This window comes from Maribacter zhoushanensis, from assembly GCF_029350975.1.
Taxonomy (GTDB): Bacteria; Bacteroidota; Bacteroidia; order Flavobacteriales; family Flavobacteriaceae; genus Maribacter; species Maribacter zhoushanensis.
This window is the reverse complement of the sequence record NZ_JARKMR010000003.1, coordinates 590,199-613,041: the sequence shown is the minus strand read 5'-3', so window position 1 is coordinate 613,041 and position 22,843 is coordinate 590,199. Positions and strand designations below refer to the sequence as shown.

The following is a 22,843-nucleotide window of genomic DNA, read 5'->3' as shown; positions in this document are numbered from 1 at the left end:
ATTTATGACAAAGTGGCTGTTAGTCAAATTTGATTATGGTGGCTATTTTATCAAAACCACCATAATCAACTTTCTAGTTAGACTTCGCTAACATTGAAGCTATGCCACTAATAACAACGAGAGTTGCAAGAAAAAAGACGATAGTTTTAGCTACATCACCTCTTACATTTACACAATTATTTTTATGACAGATACTTAGCTCTCCCTTGGAGAAATTAATAGTATTCATAAAATGAATTTTAAATATTAGACATTCTCCATTTAGAGCTGTGGAGTTCCGCTCGTTATTTTCCCTTGCTGTCTTTTCTGTTACTCCTTATATGTTCTTTAATAGTTATTGTTTTACTACCTACTTTTCTCTTGTGTTCTGGAATTCTATTGAACTTTTTACCTGATGCATCTTTTGCCATAATATTTATCTTTAAGTTTCTTAGGATTTTCACTACATTTGAATCTCCCTATTAATTTTTTACAAGCATTTTATTGTTTTAACTAAGGATATATGCAACCTAGCTACTCATATACCCTAATAGATATATCCGTTTTGGTATATAGATGAATACAGAACCTAATAAAGACATAGATTTCGAAAAAACAACTAGCATTGAATTGCTTGAATACATTTCTTTTAGAAATGAGTTTCTTGTCGAAGCGCAGAATGCTTTTGTGCAATTTTGTTTTAGGTTTGAAAAAGAGCTGAAGCGTAAATCAGAAATTTATTGCAACAAATATGGATATAGTGAAGTTATTGCGTTGGAAATAGCACATTGTACTTTTGCACGAGTTTGGAAGTACCCCACTTTTAAAAAGGAAAAAGCTAAGTCCAAGGATATGGATAAAGCAATTCTTCTATGGATGTATCCAATTCTATATACTCAAATAATAAAGTATGGAAAAGAAAACACTTGTGCGGAACCATCAGAGGAAGAAGATTTAAGTATAGTTAATAATGCCGAAGAATTGGCTGATAAAATGAATCTTCCCGATTTAGAATCGAAGAGAGAAATTGTTGCCAAATTAAGAACAATAGAAAGAGCATTAACTCAATTAACGGAGAAGCATCGTATTATTTATTTTACATACAGAGCTTACCAAAAAGAAGGGAAGAAAGTACCAAGAACAATAACCGCACTTTTAAGAGAAAAACTTTCTTTGACTCAAAAATCCGTAAATACTTACTACGGAGATGCAGACAGACACATCAATAATTATTTAAATATTATCAATGGCAAAGCCTAGAAAAATAGATGTAATTGAAGTTAGTCAATTAGATAGTTGGTTGAGTTCTACAGGATTTTCGTTTCCGAGGAATGAGGTTGAACTTGATAGATTTAATAAGATTTATGAAGATTATGAATATAAATTAGATAATATTTCTATCGACCCTATTTCTATAATAAACAATACCTTTCATAGGGTTCCTAAAGTTATTGAGATGTTTAGTAGTGATGTTGATGAAGAAGTTGATACTTTAAGAATGGTTGCTAGAAAAGGTAATGAAGACCTCCCTCAGCACATTATCGAAAAGATGAGAAGAAAACATAATCAAGACCCTAGTGATTAATAAAAGAATTGGAATAAAAAATCTAGCTGAAATAATTGCTTCTGAATATCAAGAAAAAATAACTCCACTTGATAAGATTGTTGAAGATGAAGGTTTAAGGGTGTTCTATGATAGTTATGGCAAGAATACTTTTGATGGTATGACTCTTTATGAAAATGGGAGATTTTCCATTCATATAAATACGGATTTAGGAAATTCACATGATTCAGCCAAAGGCCGATTCACATTAGGGCACGAACTCGGTCACTACTATATAGATTCGCATAGAATAGGTCTAAAAAAGGGCTTACTAAAACCACACCCTTCTCGAACTAATAGACAACAGTTTAATAAAATTGAGCGCGAAGCAGATTTTTTTGCTTCTTGTTTATTAATGCCAGAAACAAGATTTTCTAAGGATGTTTATAAAAAGCCCTTTGATATAGGGCTAATTGATTTTTTGAAAGAAGAGTATAAAGTAAGTAGAACGGCTGCTGCTTTCAGATTCGCTGACATAGGCAACCATTCAATAATGATAATTTATGGAGAGGCAGGAAAAATTAAATGGTATAACTGCAGTGAAGATTTTCCATATAAATATCTTCTTCACGAAAAAAACGTAGCACCTAATTCCGTAATGGGAGAGTTTTTTAAAGACATTACAGATGATATATTTAAAACTGAAGAAATATGGGCGGTAGATATTTTTAAGTATGTCAAAGATGATGATATTAATAAAAAATTCTTTGAGCATTGTATTACTTTCAGAAACAGAGCACTTAGTATCGTTTGGGGAGAATAAAGAATATTCACTTCCTCTTATCCCCAGCACGCTTCTCAAAAGCAATTAGATTAAACAGTTCTCGTATTCTGCTACGAATACCGGTTGCGTAGCGTTCTTATATTTTTTTAAACATTGGAAGAAATATTATTCTCATTAGACTATTTTAATTAAAGTAGTCCGTAAAACAAAAAGTGACTTTAATACTTTAAAACCCTTGTTCTAATTGAGGGTATGTAAATTAAGTTTTGGCAAAATATTGAGTTTGTGCCAAAACTTAATTTACAATAGCACTTTATTTCCTCTTATCACCAGCACCTTTATCAAAAGCAATCAAATTAAACAGTTCTCGCATTCTGCTACGAACACGATTGCCATAGCGTTCTTCTAATTCTTCCGCATTTAGGTTTGTGGTAGCGTGGGTTTTAATCTTATGTTTGGTTTGTAGATAAAGCTCGTATCGAGATAAGAGTACTTCGCCCATTACATTCAGGTCTTTACCATAAAACCGTCCTGCAGGTTCAACGCCCAAATCATCAAAGCAGTAGAATTTGGTGTTACCGTATTCTTCAACAGTTTTAAAACCAAGATGGTTAAAACCGAAAGTCACATTCCGACAAGGAATCATTTCGTAAGGTCGTTGCATCGGTACAATATGGCGTAGCAATTTCATCAGGCTGGTTTTACCACATCCTACGGGACCAGAAAGTAAAATGCCTTTGTCAATATCAATTCCATAGGTTTTGCAATTTTCTTTGTCTTTTATAAAATAAGAACAGAGCTTCAATAAAATCTCTTTGTCTTCATCGTAAATCTTGAATTTTTTACCAAAAAGTAGCTTTCCTTTATCATTCAGATAAATCAAAATTTTCGGAAAATCATAGAGTATACTTTTGCCATCAAATTTACCCAGCGAATATTCAACACCACCTTCGGTTATTTTAGAGGGGTTGTCCATAATCTTTGTTTTTAGTGGTTCGCAAGTTGTCCTTGATTTGGGACGCTTGTTTTTTGTTTGAATCGTTTTTCTCGTCGAATAATTCTGTTCTGTCCATCCAATTTGTTGCTAGAGCTCGCCAATCACGAATCGCCTTACCATCGCTTGTTTGCCAACTTCGGTTTTCATAGTGCTCAAAGAATTTTTTTCCTTCATTTGCATCAAAACCTTTTTCTTCAAAAAATAAAATAACAGCCTGCCAGCCCTTTGGCTGTTTTATATTATTTACTTGTTTGGTATTGTTTGTATTAGATACCAATGCTTGTCCACCTATGGGACGGTGCGAGTCCACAACTTGTCCGTTTATGGGATGGAGCTGTCCCGTAAGCGGTACACCATTGGGACGGTACTGTTCCGCAACCTGTTCTAATATGGGATTGTACCGTCCCATATCCGGTTCATCACTTGTCCCGATAATGGACATCCTGATTTTACTGCCCTTATATGGATTGTTGGAAGGAAAGTAGCTTAGATAGTCCCAAGCATTTAAATCGGTCACACATCTGTGGTATGTGGATTTTGAGCCTATTTTAGACGCAAGCATCAAATCCCTGCGGTTCACGTAAAATTCATCCGCAAATCTAGAGCTGTTCCATTCTTGGAACAGCGCCATATACAAACTGATATGTGTAGGATTGAGCCGGTCATCAAAAAAGAACTTTTCAAAAGCCGCATTGAGTAGCTTTATATAGTTCATCGCCTAAGAATTAAGACCGTGCTGCACTCGGTTGGCGGTCATTATCGTTTGAATTTCTTCAGAATCATAGTAAATGATTCCCCCAACTTTGGTGTAAGGCAATGTACCATTGATACGTAGGTTTTGTAAGGTGCCTGGACTTACTTGTAATAAATCCATAACCTCGGAAGATTTGAGGTATTTCTTGAGCTTTCCCTTGGCCTGATTGGTCAATAGTTTTTTAATGTCATCGAGTAATTCTAGTTTGAATTCCCGAAGGTCGTCTGTGGTAATAATACTTGTCGGCATAATAAAACGGGTTTAATGGTGAGGGACTATCTGAGTTTGAACTTTTAATTGATAGCCCCTGACCTGATTTGACTTTCGTTCTGCAAATTTGAATAGGTTTATTGGATTTTATTCCCCAGTACGACCGTAGTACGGGCAAAATTTAACATATTGAAATTTGATATGTTCTGTAGTGTTTTGAAGGTCATAAAATAGAAATCACACGCCAAATCATAGTAAAATAAATGAAAAAAGTATTCAAAATCAAAAGACCGTAGGTCTACCGTAGTACGGTCTTATTTTAACATTTTAAAATTGAGTTTAAGGAAATCATTAAAGGCTTATTCTTCGCTCTTTTTTATTTCGATTTGAAGTGCTATCGAAAGGTCGTCAAGAAAAAGAGTTCTACTATTTTTCCGATTTTTAATGTCCTGAAATGTTTTGTAAATGTCTTTTGGCTCAAAATCGAATACCTGCTGCAATCGCTTAGAAACTTTCATTATACTTTGATTATCCTGCTTGCCTAAACCTTTTGCACAAAGGGCATAGACCAATTCTACCCAATCCGTATTAGAAAACGGCCACCGGATTTTTTGAAAAGATGTAGCTGAAGTTAAAGGGCCATTTGAACCATTCTGAATTCGAGTTTTTTTTTCATCCAGATAAATTATCAGAGAATTGAACGCCTTGAACTTTCCTAAAAGCATATCTCTTGGTGTGCAAAATTCTGGGTCTTGAAAATAGAATTTTGAGGTAATAATGCGAAAAGTATTCATATGGTCTCTTGTATAATACTCTTTATCAAAATGAACTGCTTCAGAATTAATATAACGCCCAAAATCGATATTGTATAAGAAGAAACGATTGAGTTTGTTGATTTTCTTTTTGATATATTTTAACTGATAATTTTTACCCGCCTTCGGGAACTGTGTTTCAAAAGAATGTATCTCTGAAAAATAAATTAGTGCTGTTAGCGGAATTTGCTTGGTTTCCTTAAAGAATGTTATTTCGTCCTTGATGGAATTAAATCCTTCTCTAAGAATTTCTTTCTTAAAGGTGCTGAGTAAACTGCTGCATAATGCGATGGATTGATACGCCCTTTCCAAGATGTCATCATTTTGAATTCTAACATCATCCAAATCTTTTATCAGCTTTTTTGATAATAATTGTAAATTCATAAGAAGGCGTATTAAAATTGTAAAACATATTAACGTGTTTTAATTGAAGGTTTAAAAAAGGATATTTTCGTGATCTAAACTAGATTAAATCGCACCCATATTCTAAAAAAATCAAGTTTAGCAAGGGTTGTAATGGAATTCTTGTTAATTTACTTTTTTAGTAAAATAAAGTCAAGAAACTGTGACGTACTTAATTACGGAATATACCGTATTTTTCTACGGAACTACAGTCATTTACTGTAAACACTAGGATTGAAGTCTTTGGTAGCTATTACTTTTTCTTCCGGAATCGTTTTAAAAATTCAGTTCTATTTTTCACGCCACTCTTTTTAAAAATATTGGAAGCGTGTTTTGATACTGTACTTTCCGCGATGAATAAATCTTTAGCGATATTTTTGTAGCTCAAGTTACTTAAAATGGAAACTGCAACCTCGATTTCACGACGGGTCAAATCTTCATAGATAATCTTATTCTTTATTAATTCGGTTCTATGCTTTTTCTTCAACGCAAAAACCTGATACATTCTGTTCTTGTTTTCGATAAAATAAAGATACCTGTCGATTTCTATGGTCGTAATGGCGTAAAATGCAATATTCATTACGCTAAATGTAAGCCATTGATAATCGCCTATCAGCGTGCAAACGGGAAGCAATGCAATACTTGATGCGCCAATTAATGAAAGTTTGTTCCTTCTCAAGATAACGGGCTTAGGATTATTTGGTATTGATATTCGACGATAGAAAATGACTAGAAAAATGAAGGCAATTATCGAAATCGGAATCGTAAAAAAAAGTCTTGCCGTATCAAGATTGTCCGTTAGCAAATAAGGAATTATAAATAATATTAAAAAACAGACTGCTACCATTATAGCAACATTCCGAACAGATGATTTGAAGGATAGAACTACTATATCGTATTCTTTATATAAGTGGTATATTATGAAAACGCAAAGAGTAATGGCCACGCTGTAGGTAACGATATATTGAAGAATAATTGGATCTGGTAAGCTATCTATGGGAAGTAAACCCCCTGTAATATTGTATGTAATAAAAAGTAAGCCAAGACTGATAAAACGTTTAAGGCTCCTACAGTTCTGTTTTCTGGAAGCGTAAATCGCAAACAATACAATGAACGTATCTAGCAATAGATAGAAAAACGTTGTCCAATGTATAGATGTCCCAAACATTTATAATGTTACTATTCATTATGCTCAAATTTGTTGGTTTCTAAGTTTTTTACAACATTGTTCCAATGAAATACTTTTCCGTTCATAGCAATATAAACATCTGGCTTTAGAAATTGTAGTGAGCTAATTGCATACCCTAAATTAAATGGGGCATCCGTATTAGCAGACGACCCTAAAATGAAAGACCCAACTAAAACTATAGTTTTGCCAATATTGAGCTTTCCTATATAGTTTGCGGTAGCTTCCATCGTGAAAGTACCGTGTGTAATTAATACTTTGGTCGCATTAGTTCCAATTATCTTACTGAGAAGCAATTCAAGGTCATTTTCAGTAATAGCTCGACTATCCTTTTTAAAGATACTTTCGATGGTATATTCAAAGTCAACATTTGCACTATCTAAAAAGTCTTTAATTGTTATATTAGTTTCTGTAACACCTTGGTCATTTTCATAATCCAAACCTTCGATTGTGCCGCCCGTTGTGAATATATGTATCATAATTAATTGTCATTGTAATACTTTTAAAGTTAACCGAAATATTTTATAATGGTTTTGAGGGGATTTAATGTAGATAAATTTTAAGATTAAACATACAAGTATGATTAGAAATTAATGACACTATCAAGCGCATCATCAGTATCTTTATTGATGAAGTTTGCTTGGTAGCGTATTGTTGTGGTCACCGAAGAATGACGATATAATTTTTGTAACATTTGAATTGGTATTTTATCCCCAGAAATATTTCCGAAACTATGTCGAGCTATATGCATACTTATGTTTTTAGTTATGCCTAGTTGCTTTGCTGCAATTTTTAGCCTTCTGTTTAGGTTTCTGGTAATGGATTGTGTCCTTTTTGAAACTTCCTCGGTATTATTTAGGTCTATATGATTTAATTGAGGAAACACCAATCCGTTGCTTTCTGATTCATCCTTATAATTTTCGATTATTTCAATTGCTTTTTCAGGAACCTTTAGAGAAACCAGTTTGCTATTTTTATTCATTCTATAAAGTAGCCTACCATCATTAAAATCCGACCATTTTAGTTGAAGTACATCCCCAACTCGTATGCCAGCGAAATAAAAACTAATAAGCCAAATATGAATTGCCTTTTGTTGGGCTTCCGTTATACCTTGCGCATTTTCAAGTTTTTGTATTTCATCGGCGGTAAACCCTATTTTTTGAGATTCAGGAATTCTAATGGTCATCTTACCTTTCCCAAAAGGATACAACCCCCTATCTACAATAGATTCTGAAATAGCTAAATTATAAATGGTTCTTATAAGAATCAGATAATTCACAACAGTTCTAGGCGATAGGTTTTTGCGATGTAATAAGTGTGTTTCAAACTTCTTTAGGATTGTAACGTCCAGCTTGTTAAAAGGAAGTGAATCCTTACCTAGAAACTCTTTAAACTTTTTCAATCGACCAAATTCCGTATCGTACTGATGGTGTTTGTTTCTGTTCTTAAGATTTTGAAGATGCATATCTGCAACCGTAAAAAAGTCTAAACCCTTCTTCTTAATTATTTTATTTCTTATTTCTGATACAGTTTCATACTCAGATTTCATTTCCGATTTGAGAACCTTGTCATTTGCTTCGGCTAGCTTACCTGTTATAAAATTGTTGAGGACTTTGGAGTTAGGGTGGGATTTTCTAACATTACGATTCCTTTCATCCCAAAACTTTTCATCGATGTATTGACCCGTATTTAGAAAGGTGCTTTTACGGTCTTTTGTGATTCGAATAGCAATAGGAAGCTGTCCAGCTTTGTTTTTTTTCTTTCTCGTAACTGCTCTAATTGTTGCCATATCGAATTTATTAAATCTTCAGTATAAAGGTAATCATTTTGGGTACAACATAGGTACAACATTTGTTGATTTCGTTTGATATTATTTGATACCAAATTATATTAATTTTTAATTAAATAATTGAATATCAGTATGTTTATATTATTATGATGCATTAGTATCAAAAACTCATAACCCGAAGGTCGCTGGTTCGAGTCCAGTCCCCGCTACTAGTTAAGAAGCCACTGAAATTTCAGTGGCTTTTTTTTATGCACAACAATATATATGCAGTATATATTTGCTTTAGCCGCCAGTAGATTTACCCATTCAAATTCTTGCGAACAGTAGACCAAAAGGATAACAAGGCAGAAGTTGTTTTTTTGGAAAGATCGGCGAGCAAGGTCATATTGGTAATAAAGGTCTCCTTTGAATCATAATATTCAGAATCATCAGCCGGTGCATATAGCGCCATATCCCAATTTGGAAAATATCTTTGTCTTGACGGACCTTCCCACAAGAGGTCTAAAGTATGGTGCCTATGGTCATTTTCAATTTTACCGAACAAATCCATAACATCCTCTTTTTTACCTTCTAAAATCTGCACGATACTTTCTTCAAAGTACACGAGGCATCCGGTTATTTCGCGCGTATTATTTCTTTTTCGTGCGTCTACAAGGATATTCTCAATTTCGCCTATCGTCAGTTCTGGTGATATTTTAGATTGGTAGGTTAATTGAAACATTTATTCTAGTACTATATTTAACAGACATTAAGTTAATTAAAAAAGCCGGTTCTTTTCTGATTAACTCAACAAAAGATGTCATTATTATTTGCCAATGGTCATTAACTCTCCCCATTGGGTAGTATACCTAGGACTACGATGTTCTTTTATCAATGCCCATTCCTTACTTCGGTTTCCTACGCTTGCCACTTTTATCTTGTTCTTCCCGAACTTTCCGTTCAGCGTATCTATAACATTGGTGATGGTACTGCTTTCGCTTTTATGCGGATTATGGAAAAGGTTGGTCTGCACCTCTTTTTGATGTACCAATTGGGTAAGGTTCACCCCTACTTTCTTGTACCTGTAGCCTGGTCTAAATATCTGCCTTAACCCTTTAAGTGCTTCTTTTGTGAGTTTTACGGTACTATCGGTCGGTGTATCTAACTGAATGCCAATACTATTTCGATACTGCCTATCAACGGCGCTATGTTGATTGGTCTGTAACGATATTTCTATTTGAGATGCCAAGCTTTGTTGCTGTCTTAATAGATCTGCAACTTCCGCTACGTAATAACTACATGCCTCCTCTATCAACGAATAGTCCGTTAGTTTAAACCCGAAAGATTTAGCCGTTCCAATTCCCTTTTTGGCATTTGGTTCGGTCTCTAAATTCAGACAGGGAATATTGTTTAATTCTCTCCAAAGTCGCTCCCCTATTACGGTCATTTCTTTTCGTACCCATGCAACGGGCATATTGGCAAAGTCTAATGCGGTATGTATGCCATTGTTCTGTAAACGAATAGCGTGTTTCTTACCGATTCCCCAAATATCCTTTACCTGCAGCTGCAATAACAAATGTTGTCTTTTCTGTTCACTATCTACCACATAAACATTATTGTTCTTGGGTATTTTTTTGGCATATTTATTCGCTAACTTGGATAAGGATTTTGTCTTTGCAACACCCACACCCACCGATATTCCCGTATTTTTATGAACCGTATTCTTAATGGTATGGGCTATGGTATTGTAATTATCGATTTTTAAACATGCCAAATCAACCCAACTTTCATCAATACTATATTCTTCTACTCTTGGAGAAAATGTCATTAAGGTATCCATCACTCTTCTAGACATGTCGCTGTACAAGGTGTAATTAGAAGAAAAATAGGTGACGTTATTGGCATCTAACAATTTCCTGATTTTAAATATGGGCTGAAACATAGGAATATCTGTTAACGCCTTTGCTTCTTTATTGGCCGCAATGATACATCCGTCGTTATTACTTAAAACAACCACAGGTCTGTTTATCAAATCTGGTCTAAATACCTGTTCGCAAGATGCATAAAAACTATTGCAGTCTACCAATGCTATCATAGTACAGATTTTATTACAAAGGTTATAACTCCCCATATATTCAGTACTTCCGTAGCATTTTGATCTATACGTACGATCTTAAAACTATCATCTACAGTTGCCAGCACTAATAGATTTAATTTTGGAGCAAGCGATTTGTCTACAATGAGCACATCATTGGTAAGCACATTATGCTCCTTGAACTCATCATCTGCAACCCTTATAAAGAATGTGGAAGAAGAGTTGGTTACCAATACTTCGTTCAAATCTATTCTAGGTTCACTATAATGCGTAGCCGGACTGGAAAAACCGGTCTGCGTAGGACTTTTGACCCTATGGTTATTCTCAGATTTTTTAATTAAACGATTATCTAAATCAATCATAAACTATCGATTATTTTTCTTTTCTTTCCCTTACCCAATGATCATGGGGCACTTGCCAAAAGCCTAAAACGGGCAAAATCTTAAATACGACGCGAGAGGGGTACCTATAGTATAAATAAATGTCCTGGGTGTCTGTTTCATATTCTACGAAGAACCCTTTCATTGAAATAGGTCTTTGCTCTAAAAGCCCTAAATCTTTTAGAGCACACTCATAACGTTCTTGACCTATCTCTTTAAGAAGACCTTTTATACTCTTGATATCATAATTTCTAAATACTGTAATGGACATTGTCCAAATTTCAGGATATATTCCAAATAATTTAATGTAAATTTGAAAATATTATTAACAATGCCCATAAAAAATATAAAACCACCTCGAGGCGAGGTGGTTATCCAAATCCAATCAATAACCCTTCAAATGAATTGAAGAGACTCAAAAACTTAATTGAAAGCACAAAAATACATATCGTAAATAATGGTTTTGAGTAAATTTTTAGCACAAAAAGTATATCTGACCCAATACTTAATAAAGCTAATTATTAATTAGTTAGCGTTATGTTTTTGAGTAGAAACATAATAATTTAAAGCTTGAATTGTCTTTTTGAAGCTACTAAATACAAGCTCCAATTTAATTATAAGATTACATGAGTTTAAAAGAGGAACTAAACAAGCAACAATTAAAAGCAGTTGAATTTTCAGGCAAACACCTGTTGGTTTTGGCAGGTGCCGGTACGGGAAAAACACGCACCATTATCGCCAGGGCTGCCTACCTAATAGAAAATGGGGCAAACCCGTCAAAGATTCAGATCCTAACTTTTACCAAGAAAGCTGCCAATGAAATTGTAGAACGTGTAAAAGCCAGCTTACCACAATCTAATGGGCGTTCACTCAACGGTGCCACCTTCCACTCTTGGTGTAACCAACTAATCATTAAATACCCTAATCTGTTCGGCGCCGCCAACTTTACGGTTATTGACCCGGATGATCAATTAGGTTTAATGAAAATGGTTTCTGGTAGCCATGGCGAGGTATATGGCAAACTTCGCATTAAACCTCAGCAACTGCTAGATATTTATTCTTACGCCAGAAACACCAAAAAGAATTTGACCGAATCTATACGCATTTTAGTATACAAAGGCAAAGAAGACAAGGATACCGAGTATGAGATAACCGCCATGAAACCTAATGTAGAAATTTTACTAAGGGCATATCAGAAAAAGAAAATGGAACAACATTATCTTGATTATGATGATTTATTGCTGGTAGTGTCTACACAGTTAAAATCTAATCCAGAAGCTAGAAAGCTTTTATCTCAAGACCTTGATTATCTGTTGGTCGATGAAATGCAAGACACCAACCCATTGCAATGGGAACTGCTTTCCCCGTTCATTGATATCTGTAGTTTATTCTGTGTTGGTGATGATGCGCAATCTATCTATTCTTTTAGAGGTGCAGATTTTAGAAATGTACATCAGTTTAAAGAACGTGTACCCAATTCTGAAGTTTATAAGCTTGAAAAAAATTACCGCTCTACGCAAGAGATATTGGATATTTCGAATTGGTTGTTAGACAAATCGCCTATAGATTATAAAAAACAATTGCAGTCTGTTAGAGGAAGCGGAGAAATACCTGTGCTATTGAACGTAAGCGATGAATGGCAAGAAGCTAATTGGGTAGCCGATGAAATCTTAAAAAATTATACCGATGAGGACCGCAAGTTTGCAGACCATTTAATTTTATCGCGTTCTCAATATTATACGAAAACATTGCAAGCGGTATTCATTAGAAGAAAGATTCCGTACGTTACCTACGGCGGGCGTAAATTTTTACAGGCCGCCCATATAAAAGATTTGGTTTCATTATTGCGAATAGTCAACAACCCATACGATGAAATTGCCTGGGTAAGATTCTTGACTTTTTGGGAAGGTATAGGTGAAGTAAGGGCTTCTAGAATTATGGCGGTAATTATTGCGGATGAAGGCAAAACCGACATCCCAACCTTATTACAGGGTGCCATACCCGGAAAGGATGGAATCAAAATTGCAGAACTCTATAACGCCGTTCAAAAAGAGAAAGGCAAAGTGGGTAAAATGGTGGACATTGCCTATGATGCCATGTCCTTAGGGTTGGCTTTTAGATATCGCAAAGATTGGATCGAGAAGCGTAAAGGTGATTTCCCTGTTTTAAAACTTTTGGCGAATAGTTATGCTAGCTTAGGTGAGTTTATAGGTGAAGGACTATTGGATAATGCCGAAAAAATGAACGGCGCACCAGTTTTAAGCGAAACTCAATTAGAGACCGATGAAGAAAAAGACCATGTAGTTATTTCCACCATTCATTCTGCAAAAGGATTGGAAGCCGATGTTTGTATTGTTTTAAATGTATCACCTAAAGCATTTCCTTCCGCATGGTCTTTAGATGATGTAGATGCCATTGAGGAAGACCGTAGAGTGCTCTACGTTGCACTGACCCGTGCTAAGAATAGATTGATAATTACTAGAAATACCGCTTCTATATCGGCAATTCACGGTAAATCTATTCCCGCCAATATGGAACAACAGAAAGATGCTGCGGAAACTTATTTTTTGACGACTATACCTGACGGATTGGTAAAACAAGAAACTATTGGTTATGATTTTAAGCAAGTTAAAGATGCTGCAAAACCTAATAGTATAGACCTCTCCTCAGGGATGGATTTCAGTTAAATATCAAATATGAAGGAAAGAAAATTTGCCATTATCTCCATGACCACTTTTGGTAATAAGCCTAACCCTCTTAGAATTGTTCAACTATCTATAAGCAAACTTAGGGGTGATTATTATGAACCTATCTTTACTACCAATATCAATCCTGAAGAACGTTTGCCAAATTACATTCAGCAAAAAACAGGTTTGACCGATACCATACTTTTAAAAGCCCCTACTTTTTCAGAAGTTGCTAATACTATATTACAAGAACTTGAAAATCATATACTGGTAGGGCATAACGCATCATTTCTACATTACGCCCTGCAATCGGAATTTAAGTATTTAGGGTACTCTTTTAAAACTCCCCAGTTATGTACCGTACGCTTAGCGAAGAAATTGATTCCGAACATGACTAGTTATGAACTACCCTATTTAAGCGGTGTTCTTAATATTCCCTACACAGCATCAAATGATTTAAATGATGACAATGCCGCAGTTGCCATACTATTTCAAAGATTGATTTTGCTTGATGATGACGAAATGGTCATCTCTAAATTCTTAGAACCTAAAGTTGAGAAAGAACGTATAGCACCCAAAAACATAGCCTATCAAAAACTAAACGCTTTACCTAACTCCCCCGGCATTTATAAGTTTCAAGATAAGAAGGGTGAGGTAACATATGTTGGCAAGGCGAAGGATATTAAAAAAAGGGTATTGAGCCATTTCTATAATACGAGCGAGAAAGAAATTACACTTTGCGATGCTACTTACCATATAGATTTTGAACCTACCGGCAGCGAACTAATCGCCTTGTTGCGAGAAGCGGACCTGATCGATAAATTAGACCCACCGTTTAATTACATTCAAAAGAAAAGTTATGTTACTTACCATATCGTACCTCAAAAAAACAGAAAAGGGGTACTACAACTAAAGATTGAAAGAAGACCTTTTGTGCACTCCCCCACCGAAATATTCTTGAAAAGAGGCGATGCTATTAAACGGTTGATAGCACTGACCGAGAAATTTAGACTATGCCCGTTACAAACTGGTTTAAAAAGCAAGTTGGGTAGATGTACCCATGGCGAATATACCGAGTGTGATGGCATCTGCGCCGGAGAGGAAGAAATAGGACAATACAATCTTAAAGTTGAAAATGCCTTGGATTATCTCAACAATGAAAATGACAATTATGTACTTTTTGAAAAAGGACGCACCAAAGAGGAACGTAGTTTTGTTTTAATTCTTCATGGTGTTTATCAAGGATATGGATTTTTAGACAACTCCCAATCGGTTTCTAGTTTAGAACATTTAAAAGATATGTTAGACCCAAAAAAACATTCTTATCATACTGCCAAAATTATTTCAAGTTATACCCAGCGAAATCCATGGAAAATTAAACCTTTGGAAACCAATGGGATGCAATAATTTTAAGCAAACATGGGGCGTTGTCTCGGCACTAATTTAGGTTTGTCCAATTCACATAAGTTTTTGAAATCTTGCATACCTCCTAATCTTACAAGCGTATCATATTCCTCATCTCGTTCTCTTAATAACCTATAATCGGTTTGCCAGCATTTTAGTCCCTCATCATGATGTAAAAGATAATCTAAATCTTCAGCTCCAAATTTATTCATGTAACTCATAATAATTGCATCTTTATTTGTTATCTCTATTTAACTCTTTCATAAATAGTAATTACACTATGGAGTTTGGAATATTAAATTAGTTAAAAAAAATTATATTAAATACGATTCAAAGTGATTATTGAGCTACATATTGTATCATCATTTTAAAAAAAGAATCTGTAAAGTGATTACGTTATTTTTAACTTACTCCTATAAAAACTAAAACAGAATAATCAAAGATTTTACCAGAAACAAAATTTACTGCTTCATCATTTAATTCTTCATATACCACAATATCATAAGGTGGTAGTTCTATTTCAGATGAGTATGAACTAAATTCCACAAAACCGAGTATTTTTCAATTCCGTAAAATACTAATACGTCACTAAGTCAATCTTTCAATCGATTCTAAAGGTTTTACAAATAACTGATCTTTAAATTACTCGTCTTCCCAAGCTCTTATTGAAGATGTTACAATAACATCTTTTACTTAGTTTTCTGTAAGTGCCATAGCATCTTCTTTTTTATCTATGTTGTAAATGTATTCGTACTTTTAAAGACGAAAATACCAAAAAACTGAAGAACTTAAAAATTGAGGAAACAACACCAAATTTTCTGATATTTTAGAAAAGCATTAAAAATTTACTTTACTTATGATGTTTAAAAAGCCAAAACTCGGAAAATACTTTTTTGAATTTACATCTATGTTTTTAGCAGTAATTTCTGCCTTTGCATTAAATAATTGGAACGATAATAGAAGAGATGCCTTAGCAGAGGAAAAAGTACTACTAGAAATAAATAATGGTTTAAAACTAGACTTAGTTGATATTAAAGCAAACATAACCGGGCACAAAGTTGCTAAAGATGCCATAATTTACTTTAAGAAAATTCTCAATAATGTTCCTGTTTCACAAGACTCTTTAATGGAACATCATTTTTATTTAACAGGTGATAATAATAGTGTAATGAATGTTTCTGGTTATGAAAGCTTAAAATCAAAAGGGCTAGAAATCATTAAAAATGATTCTATACGCTCCCAGATCATAACCTTATATGAAAATAATTATGTCATTTTAAAAAATTATGAAGAAAATTCTATAATGAATCAATCTTTTGTAAACTATTATTTTCCAATAGAAAATATACTTGCAAACTCTTTTAGTTATGATGAGAATGGAAATTTAAAAAACATACAACTTCCATTGAAGTTGACTTTAAAAGAAAAAAATTTACTACATAGTTATTTATTTAGAATGAACAATAGTAGAAATAATAAGCTTTATGAATATCGTTTAGTAGAAAAAAAGGTCATCAAACTTCAAAAGCAAATTGAGAAAGAATTGGCAAAAAGATGGTAATACCTAACTTTTAAATTAATAAGAAAAGTGGATTTAACGAAGTGAAGATAGTATCTATACTTCTTAAGTAGATTCAGGAATGTTGGTAACCAATATCTATCGTGACAAGGGTATCACCACAGCAACGTTTTATAGCTGGAAACGTAAATATGGGAATATGGACGTCCAACAGCTTAAAAAGCTTAAATCAGTACAGGAAGAAAACAGGAGTTCAATACAATATAGAAGTTTCTATGAAAGACTCATCGGATAACAACATTAAAATACCCTTCAATGAACTTTCCAAAACAGGAAGCGTAGTAAATGTTTATAACGCTTTAGTTCTTGCCGAATCATTGTCTACCAATAGCACAAATTAGAATTTCGATTTTATTTAGACGACTAATTTTTCTCTCTCCTTAAGTATTTATTATCTTCACTTTAAATAAGACCGAATACGCTACCGCATACGGAGAGAAGCGATTTTCGGAAAAACCAAAAATATAAATTACTGATAATTAGTTAGTTAATTTTTTAGTGTAGGAATTTTCTTGAACTCATAACCCGAAGGTCGCTGGTTCAAATCAAATGCACTCTGCTAAGAAAAAAAGCTTTTAGAAAACTGAGAAGCTTTATATTTCTAAACCTCTCTAAATATCTCATAAACCAAATCTTTGGTCAGTGATCTACCATTTGCTTTTTCGCGGATGGTATCAAAACTACATCTAAAGTTGCAACCTGCTTTGTATTCGCTACAGCCATATGCAGTTTTCCCTTTAACGATAGTACCTTTTTTACATTTAGGGCAACTATTTTCTTCAGATTTAGACTTTGCCTGAATCTTTCCTTTCTTAGGCTCTAACTTTAATTTAAAACTATCGTCAAACCTAACTAAACCTTCTACCGAAACACTATCAACTTTGAAGCCTTTTAAATTAACGGTAGATCCTTTTTGAAACAGTCTAATAAACTGCTTTTCTGATATGGTTTTACCTTCAAATTTAAACGGAATTACAAAATCACAACTCTTCTTAAACTCTGAACAGCCATAGGCAGCTTTTCCTTTACGAATGGTTCCTTTTTTACATTTAGGGCAAGCTTCCGAAGTCAATCCTGAAGATTTTTTTATTGCTTTCTTCTTAGAAGCCGCTGCAGCAGGTTTATTATTTACAGCTGAAATATTTGCCTTTCTAGTTTCACTCCGCACCTCGTAAACCAATTGATCTACCATTTGCTTCATTTGCTTAATAAAACTACCGGCATTAAAAGTACCTTTTTCAATATCTTTCAACTGCTTCTCCCATTTACCTGTAAGCTCGGCAGATTTCAGCATTTCATTTTGAATAGTTTCTATTAATTGAATGCCGGTAACAGTTGGTATAACTTGCTTTTTATTTCTTTTTATATATTTTCTACGGAACAGGGTTTCTATAATATTGGCACGTGTAGAAGGTCTACCTATACCATTTTCTTTCATAAGCTCACGCAGCTCTTCATCTTCAACTTTCTTCCCTGCCGTTTCCATGGCACGCAACAGTGATGCTTCTGTGTACTGTTTTGGCGGTTTTGTCTGCTTTTCAAGAAATGAAGGTTCATGAGGACCTTTCTCTCCCTTTTTAAAAGTGGGTAATATTCCAGATTCTTTAGTGGTAGAATTAGGTGTTTCAAAAACTACACGCCACCCCTTCTCTATTATTTCTTTTCCGGTAGTTTTAAAGTTTACTTTTTCTGCTTTACCTATTACGGTAGTATTAGAGACTTTACAATCTGGATAAAACACAGCGATAAAACGACGTACTATAATATCATAAACCTGTTGCTGATTGTATTGCAAGTTCATTTGTTGACCAGTAGGAATAATGGCGTGGTGGTCCGTCACCTTACTATCATCAAAAACCTTTTTTGTTTTTTTAAGTTTCTTACCATCTAATGGTTTTGTCAACGTATCGTACTTTGTAAGATTCTTGAGTATGCCCGGTACTTTTGGGTATACATCATTCGGTAAAAATGTGGTATCTACCCTTGGGTAGGTTACTACTTTTTGCTCATATAATTTCTGAACGATCTTTAACGTCTCATCTGCACTAAACCCGAACTTGGTATTGCAGTATACTTGCAACCCTGTTAAATCAAAAAGCTTGGGAGCATATTCATTGCCTGCTTTTTTAGTGGTAGAAACAATTTCAAAATCATGTTCTTTTACTATGTTCGCCAATTTCTCACCATCTTCTACCTTAAGAAAACGCCCTTCTTCGTAACTAAATAAAGTATCGCGATATAATGTTTGCAGCTCCCAATAAGGTTGTGGCTTAAAATTCTCTATTTCTTTAAACCTATTGACCAACATTGCCAAAGTGGGAGTTTGCACACGACCTACGGATAACACTTGTTTATAACCACCATGTTTTAAAGTATACAAACGAGTGGCATTCATTCCTAAAAGCCAATCGCCTATGGCACGGGAGAAACCTGCGTAATATAAATTGTCATAGTCTGTAGACGGTTTTAAATTCTTAAAACCTTCTTTTATAGCCTCAGTGGTAAGAGAAGAAATCCAAAGTCGCTCAACCTTACCTTTATATTTAGCTTCGTTCAATACCCAACGCTGTATCAATTCTCCTTCTTGGCCAGCATCCCCACAATTGATAACAACATCAGCTTTATCAAACAATTGCTTAATAATCTTGAATTGTTTTCGAATACCAGAATCTCCAGAAACTTTGGTTTCAAAATGATCGGGCAACATGGGTAGATTATTTAAATCCCAACTTTTCCAATGTGGCTTGTAATCATTAGGCTCCTTAAGTGTACAAAGATGTCCAAAAGTATAGGTAACCGCATAGCCATTGCCTTCATAATACCCATCTTGCTTAGAACTTGCACCAAGAACAGCAGCAATTTCTCTAGCAACAGATGGTTTTTCAGCAATACAGACTTTCATTTTAGGTGTTAGATATTATAGATTTAGGTTTGGTTTTGCGCCTAGCAAATATAGAAATTGTTTAACGAAAGAGCCATTATAAAAAAAGCCGCCTAAACAGAGTTCAGCGACCTTTAATTTATGTGATCATGGTAAAATAAATGTGATTCCCTTATTAGAAAGTAAATTATATAATCGTTATACCCATTATATTCTTAATATGTTAATGTATTATAACCATTAGCTTGCAATTGCAACATACGAACCGATGCGGTTGGTGTAACATCAAGACCATCAAACAGTGTTTCTTCAGCAACTCCTAGTTTTTCCATTGCCACACTGCAAACACTAACTCTTACTTTTCCTTTATACTTTTGAAAGAACTTTTCTAACTCTGAATCCTTAACCAATTGCGTCACTACTTTACCTTTGACCACAATTTCATAATCTTCTATTTTAACACCATTTTCAATTAAAAGGTCATACATACTTAATACACCTTTAAAGTGCCTTTCTGTAGTTAGTATAAAACCATATTTAGGAGTTTTCTGTAAATCTGCTACAGTTTCTTGGTCTAGTTTTTTCTGTCCAAAAACTTGGGTTCCACTGGCAACCATTAACATTACTACTAAAAGAGTTCTAAGAATATTTTTCATGGATTATGTTTTGATGGGTAATTTGAATAACTAAATTAATGAAATTTATACCTAAATACTCCGTCAAGGCATGTAAAAATGGCTATTCTAATTAAGTTAGCACAACGAACTCCTCTTTAGGCAAGATATTTGTGTTATTGATAGGAACTGATTTTAATGATTTTAATAACAATTCTTTTAGTTCTTTAAAAGAAGACGACTTTTTTAAGAACTGATTGGCTCCATCTTGTTTTAGTTGGTTTACTTCTCTATCTCTATAAATTGAAGAATATGCTATGATATAAATGTTATTGAATTTTTTAAAATTTCTTATGTCCATAAGGCATTCAAACCCATCCATAATAGGCATATATAAATCTTAAAAAATTACGTGAGGTAAGGTGACATCAGAAAACAATTTATCCATTAAATCGACACCATTATCAAACTGAAATACCTCTGTTTTTACAGGAACACTACTTAAGGCTTCCATAAAAAAGTCGCGATCATTAAAATCGTCATCCGCTATATATATTCTTAAATCTTTCATTCTTTCATCATAATACCTGTACAACCATCAAAATTATGTACAATCATCCTATGATTTTTTGCCAAAAAAAATGATTACTGACTCTATACCATTTTAGTGAAACATATGAACTCAATAAAATATATTTTTGTAGTAAATTACTTACATTTGATATATTCTATACTATAACAGATGCTCTGTCATCTATTATTTATTTCTTATGGCATTTAAAAATTGTGATGAACTTTTAATAATTCTACAACATTATCAGCTTGATTATTATACAAGAGGAAAGGCGTTAAAAGTTCATAATATACTTAAAGAAGTACTACCCATTATCAAATTTAAAAGCGAAGAGTGCTCGTTAGAATTTCACAAACGATATGAAAATCTAAAAAAAATTGAAGAGTTAAACGATATGAATGAATATTCTAAAAAATTTGCCCATAATTTATTAAGGCTTATTTTAATTGTAAAAAAATCCAGATTTTAACAGCCGGTTACTGTAAACAATTTTTGACCTTACAAAAGGAAGATTTTTAATTAAAATTCTCATGCCCTATTTTGTTCAATAACCTTTTCGCTGCAAGCCAGAATTTTTTTGAAGTAGGATTAGGTATAACTGACATATCTGGAATTTCTTCTTCTGGACTAACCATTAATTTAATATACCTAAAAGCTTCATTTGGTAATTGATTAGACAAATAAGCCATACTCCAAGTATCAAATTCCCTAGAATAAATATTGCCTTTAGAGAGCAAAATGACCTCTCTGTGCCTTGTATCTATTTTAATCTTTTCAAACAAAGCCAAGACTACTTCCGCATTACCTTCTAAATATTGTATAAAAAAACCGCCATGATAGATAAGACAACCCGTAATAGCATGTCTATTATTAAAATCTCTAGATTCCAATAAAATTTCATCAACCTGAGTTGAAGTAAGGGTATTTGCTATTGATTTATAAACCAGATTGTACATGGTAACTAAAATATAAAGAGCTACGTATTAAGTTTATAAGATACTACCTTTCAATGAAAACCCACTGCAAACAAGTACTGTTTTTCTTACATTTTTTTCAATAATAAGTATAAACAGTATTTACATATTAAAAAGACCCCTATCTGAAGAGTCAAATTTTTATGTGATTGCATCTATCGCAATCTATTTTAAAATATATTTTTCCAAAAAGAATTTTAAAATAAGAAATCATGAAAACTAATATTGTATTTATACTAGCGCTGTCAGTTATTTTGACAGCATGCTCAAGCACAAAAAAGAACTCAACTAATACTACAGATAAGTCCATAGTTCAAAATGAATCAACTAATACCATAAGCACTACAGGCATTCAAAATACTTCCAAAAAACTAAATGACGAATATGCTACCATGTTCGCAAAATTAGAAATGAGCAAAGAACAAATTAGCACTTTTACTTCTGAAATGAATCGTTTTAAAAACAAACAAGCCAATACTGCAAGTGGAGAAATGCTAGGCAGCATAGAGAGTGAACGCACCCGCCAACTGGAAAATATTTTATCTAGTTCGCAGTACGCAAAATACGAACAATGGTTAGCTGAAAATGAATAGCAACAGTAACCTATTCTATTTATGTTTTTGCACTATTACTAAAAGGTATACAACAAAGCTTTAATATACAGCTCTTATACTTTTATGAAATACTAATTATAAATTAATATTACAATGATAAAACCCACATCAGAAGTATCTGAATTAAAAATACCTTTAATTAACGATACGCAATGGAGCCTACATGAACAAGACAGTACATCTTTTACTATGGTCGTATTTTATAGAGGATTGCATTGCCCCGTTTGTAAAAATTACTTAGAAGATCTTGCTACAAGATTAAAAGATTTTAGTGATAGAGGTGTTCACTTAATTGCCATTAGTAGCGATAGCGAAGAACGTGCAAAAAAAGCAGGTAAGGAATGGGATATTCCAGAATTGCCTGTTGGTTACAATCTATCAATAGAGACAGCACGAGAATGGGGATTATATGTTTCTAAAAAAACATCTGATAAAGAACCTGATGAATTTTCAGAACCGGGGTTGTTTTTAATTCGCCCTGATAATACCCTTTATGCAAGTGCTATACAAACAATGCCTTTTGCAAGACCTCATTGGGACGATATCTTAAATGCGATAGATTACGTCAACAAAAACAACTACCCTGCAAGAGGTGGTGAATAGTTT

At 33.8% G+C, this 22,843-nt stretch carries 29 protein-coding genes; 10 read left to right on the top strand and 19 right to left on the bottom strand.

Annotation, left to right across the window (positions count from 1 at the left end):
• Positions 1–284 precede the first annotated feature (284 nt).
• Positions 285–410 (bottom strand): hypothetical protein, encoded by a 126-nt coding sequence (locus PXD56_RS13090; protein WP_276493790.1) that lies wholly within the window; start codon positions 408–410, stop codon positions 285–287.
• Between the two features lie 145 nt (positions 411–555).
• Between PXD56_RS13090 and PXD56_RS13085 the strand changes: the two genes are divergently transcribed.
• The 3 genes from PXD56_RS13085 to PXD56_RS13075 are packed head-to-tail and all read left to right on the top strand — an operon-like array spanning position 556 to position 2,345.
• On the top strand, positions 556–1,239 hold the full coding sequence (locus tag PXD56_RS13085; protein WP_276493789.1) for an RNA polymerase sigma factor: 684 nt from the start codon (positions 556–558) through the stop codon (positions 1,237–1,239).
• A complete protein-coding gene (locus PXD56_RS13080; protein WP_276493788.1) occupies positions 1,226–1,564 on the top strand; it encodes a hypothetical protein in 339 nt (112 codons plus the stop codon). Before PXD56_RS13085 ends, PXD56_RS13080 begins: the two co-directional genes overlap by 14 nt.
• Positions 1,557–2,345 (top strand): ImmA/IrrE family metallo-endopeptidase, encoded by a 789-nt coding sequence (locus PXD56_RS13075; RefSeq protein ID WP_276493787.1) that lies wholly within the window; start codon positions 1,557–1,559, stop codon positions 2,343–2,345. Before PXD56_RS13080 ends, PXD56_RS13075 begins: the two co-directional genes overlap by 8 nt.
• A gap of 274 nt (positions 2,346–2,619) precedes the next feature.
• Here the strand turns inward: PXD56_RS13075 and PXD56_RS13070 are convergent, their stop codons facing one another.
• The 11 genes from PXD56_RS13070 to PXD56_RS13020 form a co-directional block, all read right to left on the bottom strand.
• Positions 2,620–3,282 (bottom strand): ATPase, encoded by a 663-nt coding sequence (locus PXD56_RS13070; protein ID WP_276493786.1) that lies wholly within the window; start codon positions 3,280–3,282, stop codon positions 2,620–2,622.
• A complete protein-coding gene (locus PXD56_RS13065; protein WP_276493785.1) occupies positions 3,266–4,018 on the bottom strand; it encodes a hypothetical protein in 753 nt (250 codons plus the stop codon). The genes PXD56_RS13070 and PXD56_RS13065 overlap by 17 nt, the downstream gene beginning before the upstream one ends.
• A gap of 3 nt (positions 4,019–4,021) precedes the next feature.
• Entirely contained in the window at positions 4,022–4,306 is a 285-nt protein-coding gene (locus PXD56_RS13060; RefSeq protein WP_073240412.1) for a helix-turn-helix domain-containing protein, read from the bottom strand.
• A gap of 320 nt (positions 4,307–4,626) precedes the next feature.
• Complete coding sequence (locus tag PXD56_RS13055) at positions 4,627–5,463, bottom strand: RteC domain-containing protein (protein WP_276493784.1); 837 nt, start codon at positions 5,461–5,463, stop codon at positions 4,627–4,629.
• A gap of 271 nt (positions 5,464–5,734) precedes the next feature.
• A complete protein-coding gene (locus PXD56_RS13050; RefSeq protein WP_276493783.1) occupies positions 5,735–6,160 on the bottom strand; it encodes a response regulator transcription factor in 426 nt (141 codons plus the stop codon).
• 500 nt (positions 6,161–6,660) lie between these two features.
• Positions 6,661–7,146 carry an asparaginase domain-containing protein gene (locus tag PXD56_RS13045; protein WP_276493782.1) on the bottom strand — a complete coding sequence of 162 codons (486 nt, stop codon included), beginning with the start codon at positions 7,144–7,146 and terminating at the stop codon, positions 6,661–6,663.
• Positions 7,147–7,250: 104 nt separating this feature from the next.
• Entirely contained in the window at positions 7,251–8,456 is a 1,206-nt protein-coding gene (locus PXD56_RS13040) for a site-specific integrase (protein ID WP_073240416.1), read from the bottom strand.
• Between the two features lie 298 nt (positions 8,457–8,754).
• On the bottom strand, positions 8,755–9,177 hold the full coding sequence (locus PXD56_RS13035; RefSeq protein ID WP_276493781.1) for a BLUF domain-containing protein: 423 nt from the start codon (positions 9,175–9,177) through the stop codon (positions 8,755–8,757).
• An 84-nt stretch (positions 9,178–9,261) separates the two neighbouring features.
• Positions 9,262–10,530 carry a Y-family DNA polymerase gene (locus PXD56_RS13030; RefSeq protein ID WP_276493780.1) on the bottom strand — a complete coding sequence of 423 codons (1,269 nt, stop codon included), beginning with the start codon at positions 10,528–10,530 and terminating at the stop codon, positions 9,262–9,264.
• Positions 10,527–10,892 (bottom strand): S24 family peptidase, encoded by a 366-nt coding sequence (locus PXD56_RS13025; protein ID WP_276493779.1) that lies wholly within the window; start codon positions 10,890–10,892, stop codon positions 10,527–10,529. The genes PXD56_RS13030 and PXD56_RS13025 overlap by 4 nt, the downstream gene beginning before the upstream one ends.
• A gap of 10 nt (positions 10,893–10,902) precedes the next feature.
• On the bottom strand, positions 10,903–11,181 hold the full coding sequence (locus PXD56_RS13020) for a hypothetical protein (RefSeq protein ID WP_276493778.1): 279 nt from the start codon (positions 11,179–11,181) through the stop codon (positions 10,903–10,905).
• 355 nt (positions 11,182–11,536) lie between these two features.
• Between PXD56_RS13020 and PXD56_RS13015 the strand changes: the two genes are divergently transcribed.
• Both PXD56_RS13015 and PXD56_RS13010 read left to right on the top strand, forming a co-directional pair.
• Positions 11,537–13,597 (top strand): ATP-dependent helicase, encoded by a 2,061-nt coding sequence (locus PXD56_RS13015; protein ID WP_276493777.1) that lies wholly within the window; start codon positions 11,537–11,539, stop codon positions 13,595–13,597.
• Positions 13,598–13,606: 9 nt separating this feature from the next.
• Positions 13,607–15,004 (top strand): exonuclease domain-containing protein, encoded by a 1,398-nt coding sequence (locus PXD56_RS13010; RefSeq protein ID WP_276493776.1) that lies wholly within the window; start codon positions 13,607–13,609, stop codon positions 15,002–15,004.
• A 2-nt stretch (positions 15,005–15,006) separates the two neighbouring features.
• On the opposite strand, the gene PXD56_RS13005 is transcribed toward PXD56_RS13010, so the two are convergent.
• Positions 15,007–15,222 carry a hypothetical protein gene (locus PXD56_RS13005; protein WP_276493775.1) on the bottom strand — a complete coding sequence of 72 codons (216 nt, stop codon included), beginning with the start codon at positions 15,220–15,222 and terminating at the stop codon, positions 15,007–15,009.
• A 181-nt stretch (positions 15,223–15,403) separates the two neighbouring features.
• The gene (locus PXD56_RS13000) at positions 15,404–15,547 is read right to left on the bottom strand and encodes a hypothetical protein (protein ID WP_276493774.1); all 144 of its coding nucleotides are present in this window, start codon (positions 15,545–15,547) and stop codon (positions 15,404–15,406) included.
• A 361-nt stretch (positions 15,548–15,908) separates the two neighbouring features.
• Here PXD56_RS13000 and PXD56_RS12995 point away from each other — a divergent pair, with 361 nt between their 5' ends.
• Both PXD56_RS12995 and PXD56_RS18635 read left to right on the top strand, forming a co-directional pair.
• The gene (locus PXD56_RS12995) at positions 15,909–16,562 is read left to right on the top strand and encodes a hypothetical protein (protein WP_276493773.1); all 654 of its coding nucleotides are present in this window, start codon (positions 15,909–15,911) and stop codon (positions 16,560–16,562) included.
• A gap of 79 nt (positions 16,563–16,641) precedes the next feature.
• On the top strand, positions 16,642–16,815 hold the full coding sequence (locus PXD56_RS18635) for a transposase (protein WP_420828449.1): 174 nt from the start codon (positions 16,642–16,644) through the stop codon (positions 16,813–16,815).
• Positions 16,816–17,181: 366 nt separating this feature from the next.
• On the opposite strand, the gene PXD56_RS12985 is transcribed toward PXD56_RS18635, so the two are convergent.
• From PXD56_RS12985 to PXD56_RS12970, 4 genes are all read right to left on the bottom strand, one after another.
• Positions 17,182–19,482, bottom strand: coding sequence for a type IA DNA topoisomerase (locus PXD56_RS12985; RefSeq protein WP_276493771.1), 2,301 nt, complete (start codon positions 19,480–19,482; stop codon positions 17,182–17,184).
• A gap of 194 nt (positions 19,483–19,676) precedes the next feature.
• A complete protein-coding gene (locus tag PXD56_RS12980) occupies positions 19,677–20,117 on the bottom strand; it encodes a DsrE family protein (RefSeq protein ID WP_276493770.1) in 441 nt (146 codons plus the stop codon).
• A 91-nt stretch (positions 20,118–20,208) separates the two neighbouring features.
• Positions 20,209–20,466: a hypothetical protein gene (locus PXD56_RS12975; protein WP_338088461.1), complete on the bottom strand. Its 258-nt coding sequence runs from the start codon at positions 20,464–20,466 to the stop codon at positions 20,209–20,211.
• A 9-nt stretch (positions 20,467–20,475) separates the two neighbouring features.
• Positions 20,476–20,646 carry a hypothetical protein gene (locus PXD56_RS12970; protein ID WP_276493768.1) on the bottom strand — a complete coding sequence of 57 codons (171 nt, stop codon included), beginning with the start codon at positions 20,644–20,646 and terminating at the stop codon, positions 20,476–20,478.
• Between the two features lie 199 nt (positions 20,647–20,845).
• On the opposite strand from PXD56_RS12970, the gene PXD56_RS12965 reads away from it, so the two are divergent.
• Positions 20,846–21,118 (top strand): hypothetical protein, encoded by a 273-nt coding sequence (locus PXD56_RS12965; protein WP_276493767.1) that lies wholly within the window; start codon positions 20,846–20,848, stop codon positions 21,116–21,118.
• A 46-nt stretch (positions 21,119–21,164) separates the two neighbouring features.
• Here PXD56_RS12965 and PXD56_RS12960 read toward each other — a convergent pair whose 3' ends face one another.
• Positions 21,165–21,605 (bottom strand): BLUF domain-containing protein, encoded by a 441-nt coding sequence (locus PXD56_RS12960; protein ID WP_276493766.1) that lies wholly within the window; start codon positions 21,603–21,605, stop codon positions 21,165–21,167.
• Between the two features lie 230 nt (positions 21,606–21,835).
• Between PXD56_RS12960 and PXD56_RS12955 the strand changes: the two genes are divergently transcribed.
• Together PXD56_RS12955 and PXD56_RS12950 are read left to right on the top strand one after the other, a co-directional pair.
• Positions 21,836–22,216 carry a hypothetical protein gene (locus tag PXD56_RS12955; protein ID WP_276493765.1) on the top strand — a complete coding sequence of 127 codons (381 nt, stop codon included), beginning with the start codon at positions 21,836–21,838 and terminating at the stop codon, positions 22,214–22,216.
• Positions 22,217–22,330: 114 nt separating this feature from the next.
• On the top strand, positions 22,331–22,840 hold the full coding sequence (locus tag PXD56_RS12950) for a peroxiredoxin-like family protein (protein ID WP_276493764.1): 510 nt from the start codon (positions 22,331–22,333) through the stop codon (positions 22,838–22,840).
• Positions 22,841–22,843 lie beyond the last annotated feature (3 nt).

Coding starts and splice junctions, on each gene's coding strand:
- PXD56_RS13090 (WP_276493790.1), bottom strand. CDS start 410: ATGGCAAAAGATGCATCAGGTAAAAAGTTCAATAGAATTCCAGAACAC.
- PXD56_RS13085 (WP_276493789.1), top strand. CDS start 556: ATGAATACAGAACCTAATAAAGACATAGATTTCGAAAAAACAACTAGC.
- PXD56_RS13080 (WP_276493788.1), top strand. CDS start 1,226: ATGGCAAAGCCTAGAAAAATAGATGTAATTGAAGTTAGTCAATTAGAT.
- PXD56_RS13070 (WP_276493786.1), bottom strand. CDS start 3,282: ATGGACAACCCCTCTAAAATAACCGAAGGTGGTGTTGAATATTCGCTG.
- PXD56_RS13065 (WP_276493785.1), bottom strand. CDS start 4,018: ATGAACTATATAAAGCTACTCAATGCGGCTTTTGAAAAGTTCTTTTTT.
- PXD56_RS13060 (WP_073240412.1), bottom strand. CDS start 4,306: ATGCCGACAAGTATTATTACCACAGACGACCTTCGGGAATTCAAACTA.
- PXD56_RS13055 (WP_276493784.1), bottom strand. CDS start 5,463: ATGAATTTACAATTATTATCAAAAAAGCTGATAAAAGATTTGGATGAT.
- PXD56_RS13045 (WP_276493782.1), bottom strand. CDS start 7,146: ATGATACATATATTCACAACGGGCGGCACAATCGAAGGTTTGGATTAT.
- PXD56_RS13040 (WP_073240416.1), bottom strand. CDS start 8,456: ATGGCAACAATTAGAGCAGTTACGAGAAAGAAAAAAAACAAAGCTGGA.
- PXD56_RS13035 (WP_276493781.1), bottom strand. CDS start 9,177: ATGTTTCAATTAACCTACCAATCTAAAATATCACCAGAACTGACGATA.
- PXD56_RS13030 (WP_276493780.1), bottom strand. CDS start 10,530: ATGATAGCATTGGTAGACTGCAATAGTTTTTATGCATCTTGCGAACAG.
- PXD56_RS13025 (WP_276493779.1), bottom strand. CDS start 10,892: ATGATTGATTTAGATAATCGTTTAATTAAAAAATCTGAGAATAACCAT.
- PXD56_RS13020 (WP_276493778.1), bottom strand. CDS start 11,181: ATGTCCATTACAGTATTTAGAAATTATGATATCAAGAGTATAAAAGGT.
- PXD56_RS13015 (WP_276493777.1), top strand. CDS start 11,537: ATGAGTTTAAAAGAGGAACTAAACAAGCAACAATTAAAAGCAGTTGAA.
- PXD56_RS13010 (WP_276493776.1), top strand. CDS start 13,607: ATGAAGGAAAGAAAATTTGCCATTATCTCCATGACCACTTTTGGTAAT.
- PXD56_RS13005 (WP_276493775.1), bottom strand. CDS start 15,222: ATGAGTTACATGAATAAATTTGGAGCTGAAGATTTAGATTATCTTTTA.
- PXD56_RS12995 (WP_276493773.1), top strand. CDS start 15,909: ATGTTTTTAGCAGTAATTTCTGCCTTTGCATTAAATAATTGGAACGAT.
- PXD56_RS18635 (WP_420828449.1), top strand. CDS start 16,642: ATGTTGGTAACCAATATCTATCGTGACAAGGGTATCACCACAGCAACG.
- PXD56_RS12985 (WP_276493771.1), bottom strand. CDS start 19,482: ATGAAAGTCTGTATTGCTGAAAAACCATCTGTTGCTAGAGAAATTGCT.
- PXD56_RS12980 (WP_276493770.1), bottom strand. CDS start 20,117: ATGAAAAATATTCTTAGAACTCTTTTAGTAGTAATGTTAATGGTTGCC.
- PXD56_RS12975 (WP_338088461.1), bottom strand. CDS start 20,466: ATGCCTATTATGGATGGGTTTGAATGCCTTATGGACATAAGAAATTTT.
- PXD56_RS12970 (WP_276493768.1), bottom strand. CDS start 20,646: ATGAAAGATTTAAGAATATATATAGCGGATGACGATTTTAATGATCGC.
- PXD56_RS12965 (WP_276493767.1), top strand. CDS start 20,846: ATGGCATTTAAAAATTGTGATGAACTTTTAATAATTCTACAACATTAT.
- PXD56_RS12960 (WP_276493766.1), bottom strand. CDS start 21,605: ATGTACAATCTGGTTTATAAATCAATAGCAAATACCCTTACTTCAACT.
- PXD56_RS12955 (WP_276493765.1), top strand. CDS start 21,836: ATGAAAACTAATATTGTATTTATACTAGCGCTGTCAGTTATTTTGACA.
- PXD56_RS12950 (WP_276493764.1), top strand. CDS start 22,331: ATGATAAAACCCACATCAGAAGTATCTGAATTAAAAATACCTTTAATT.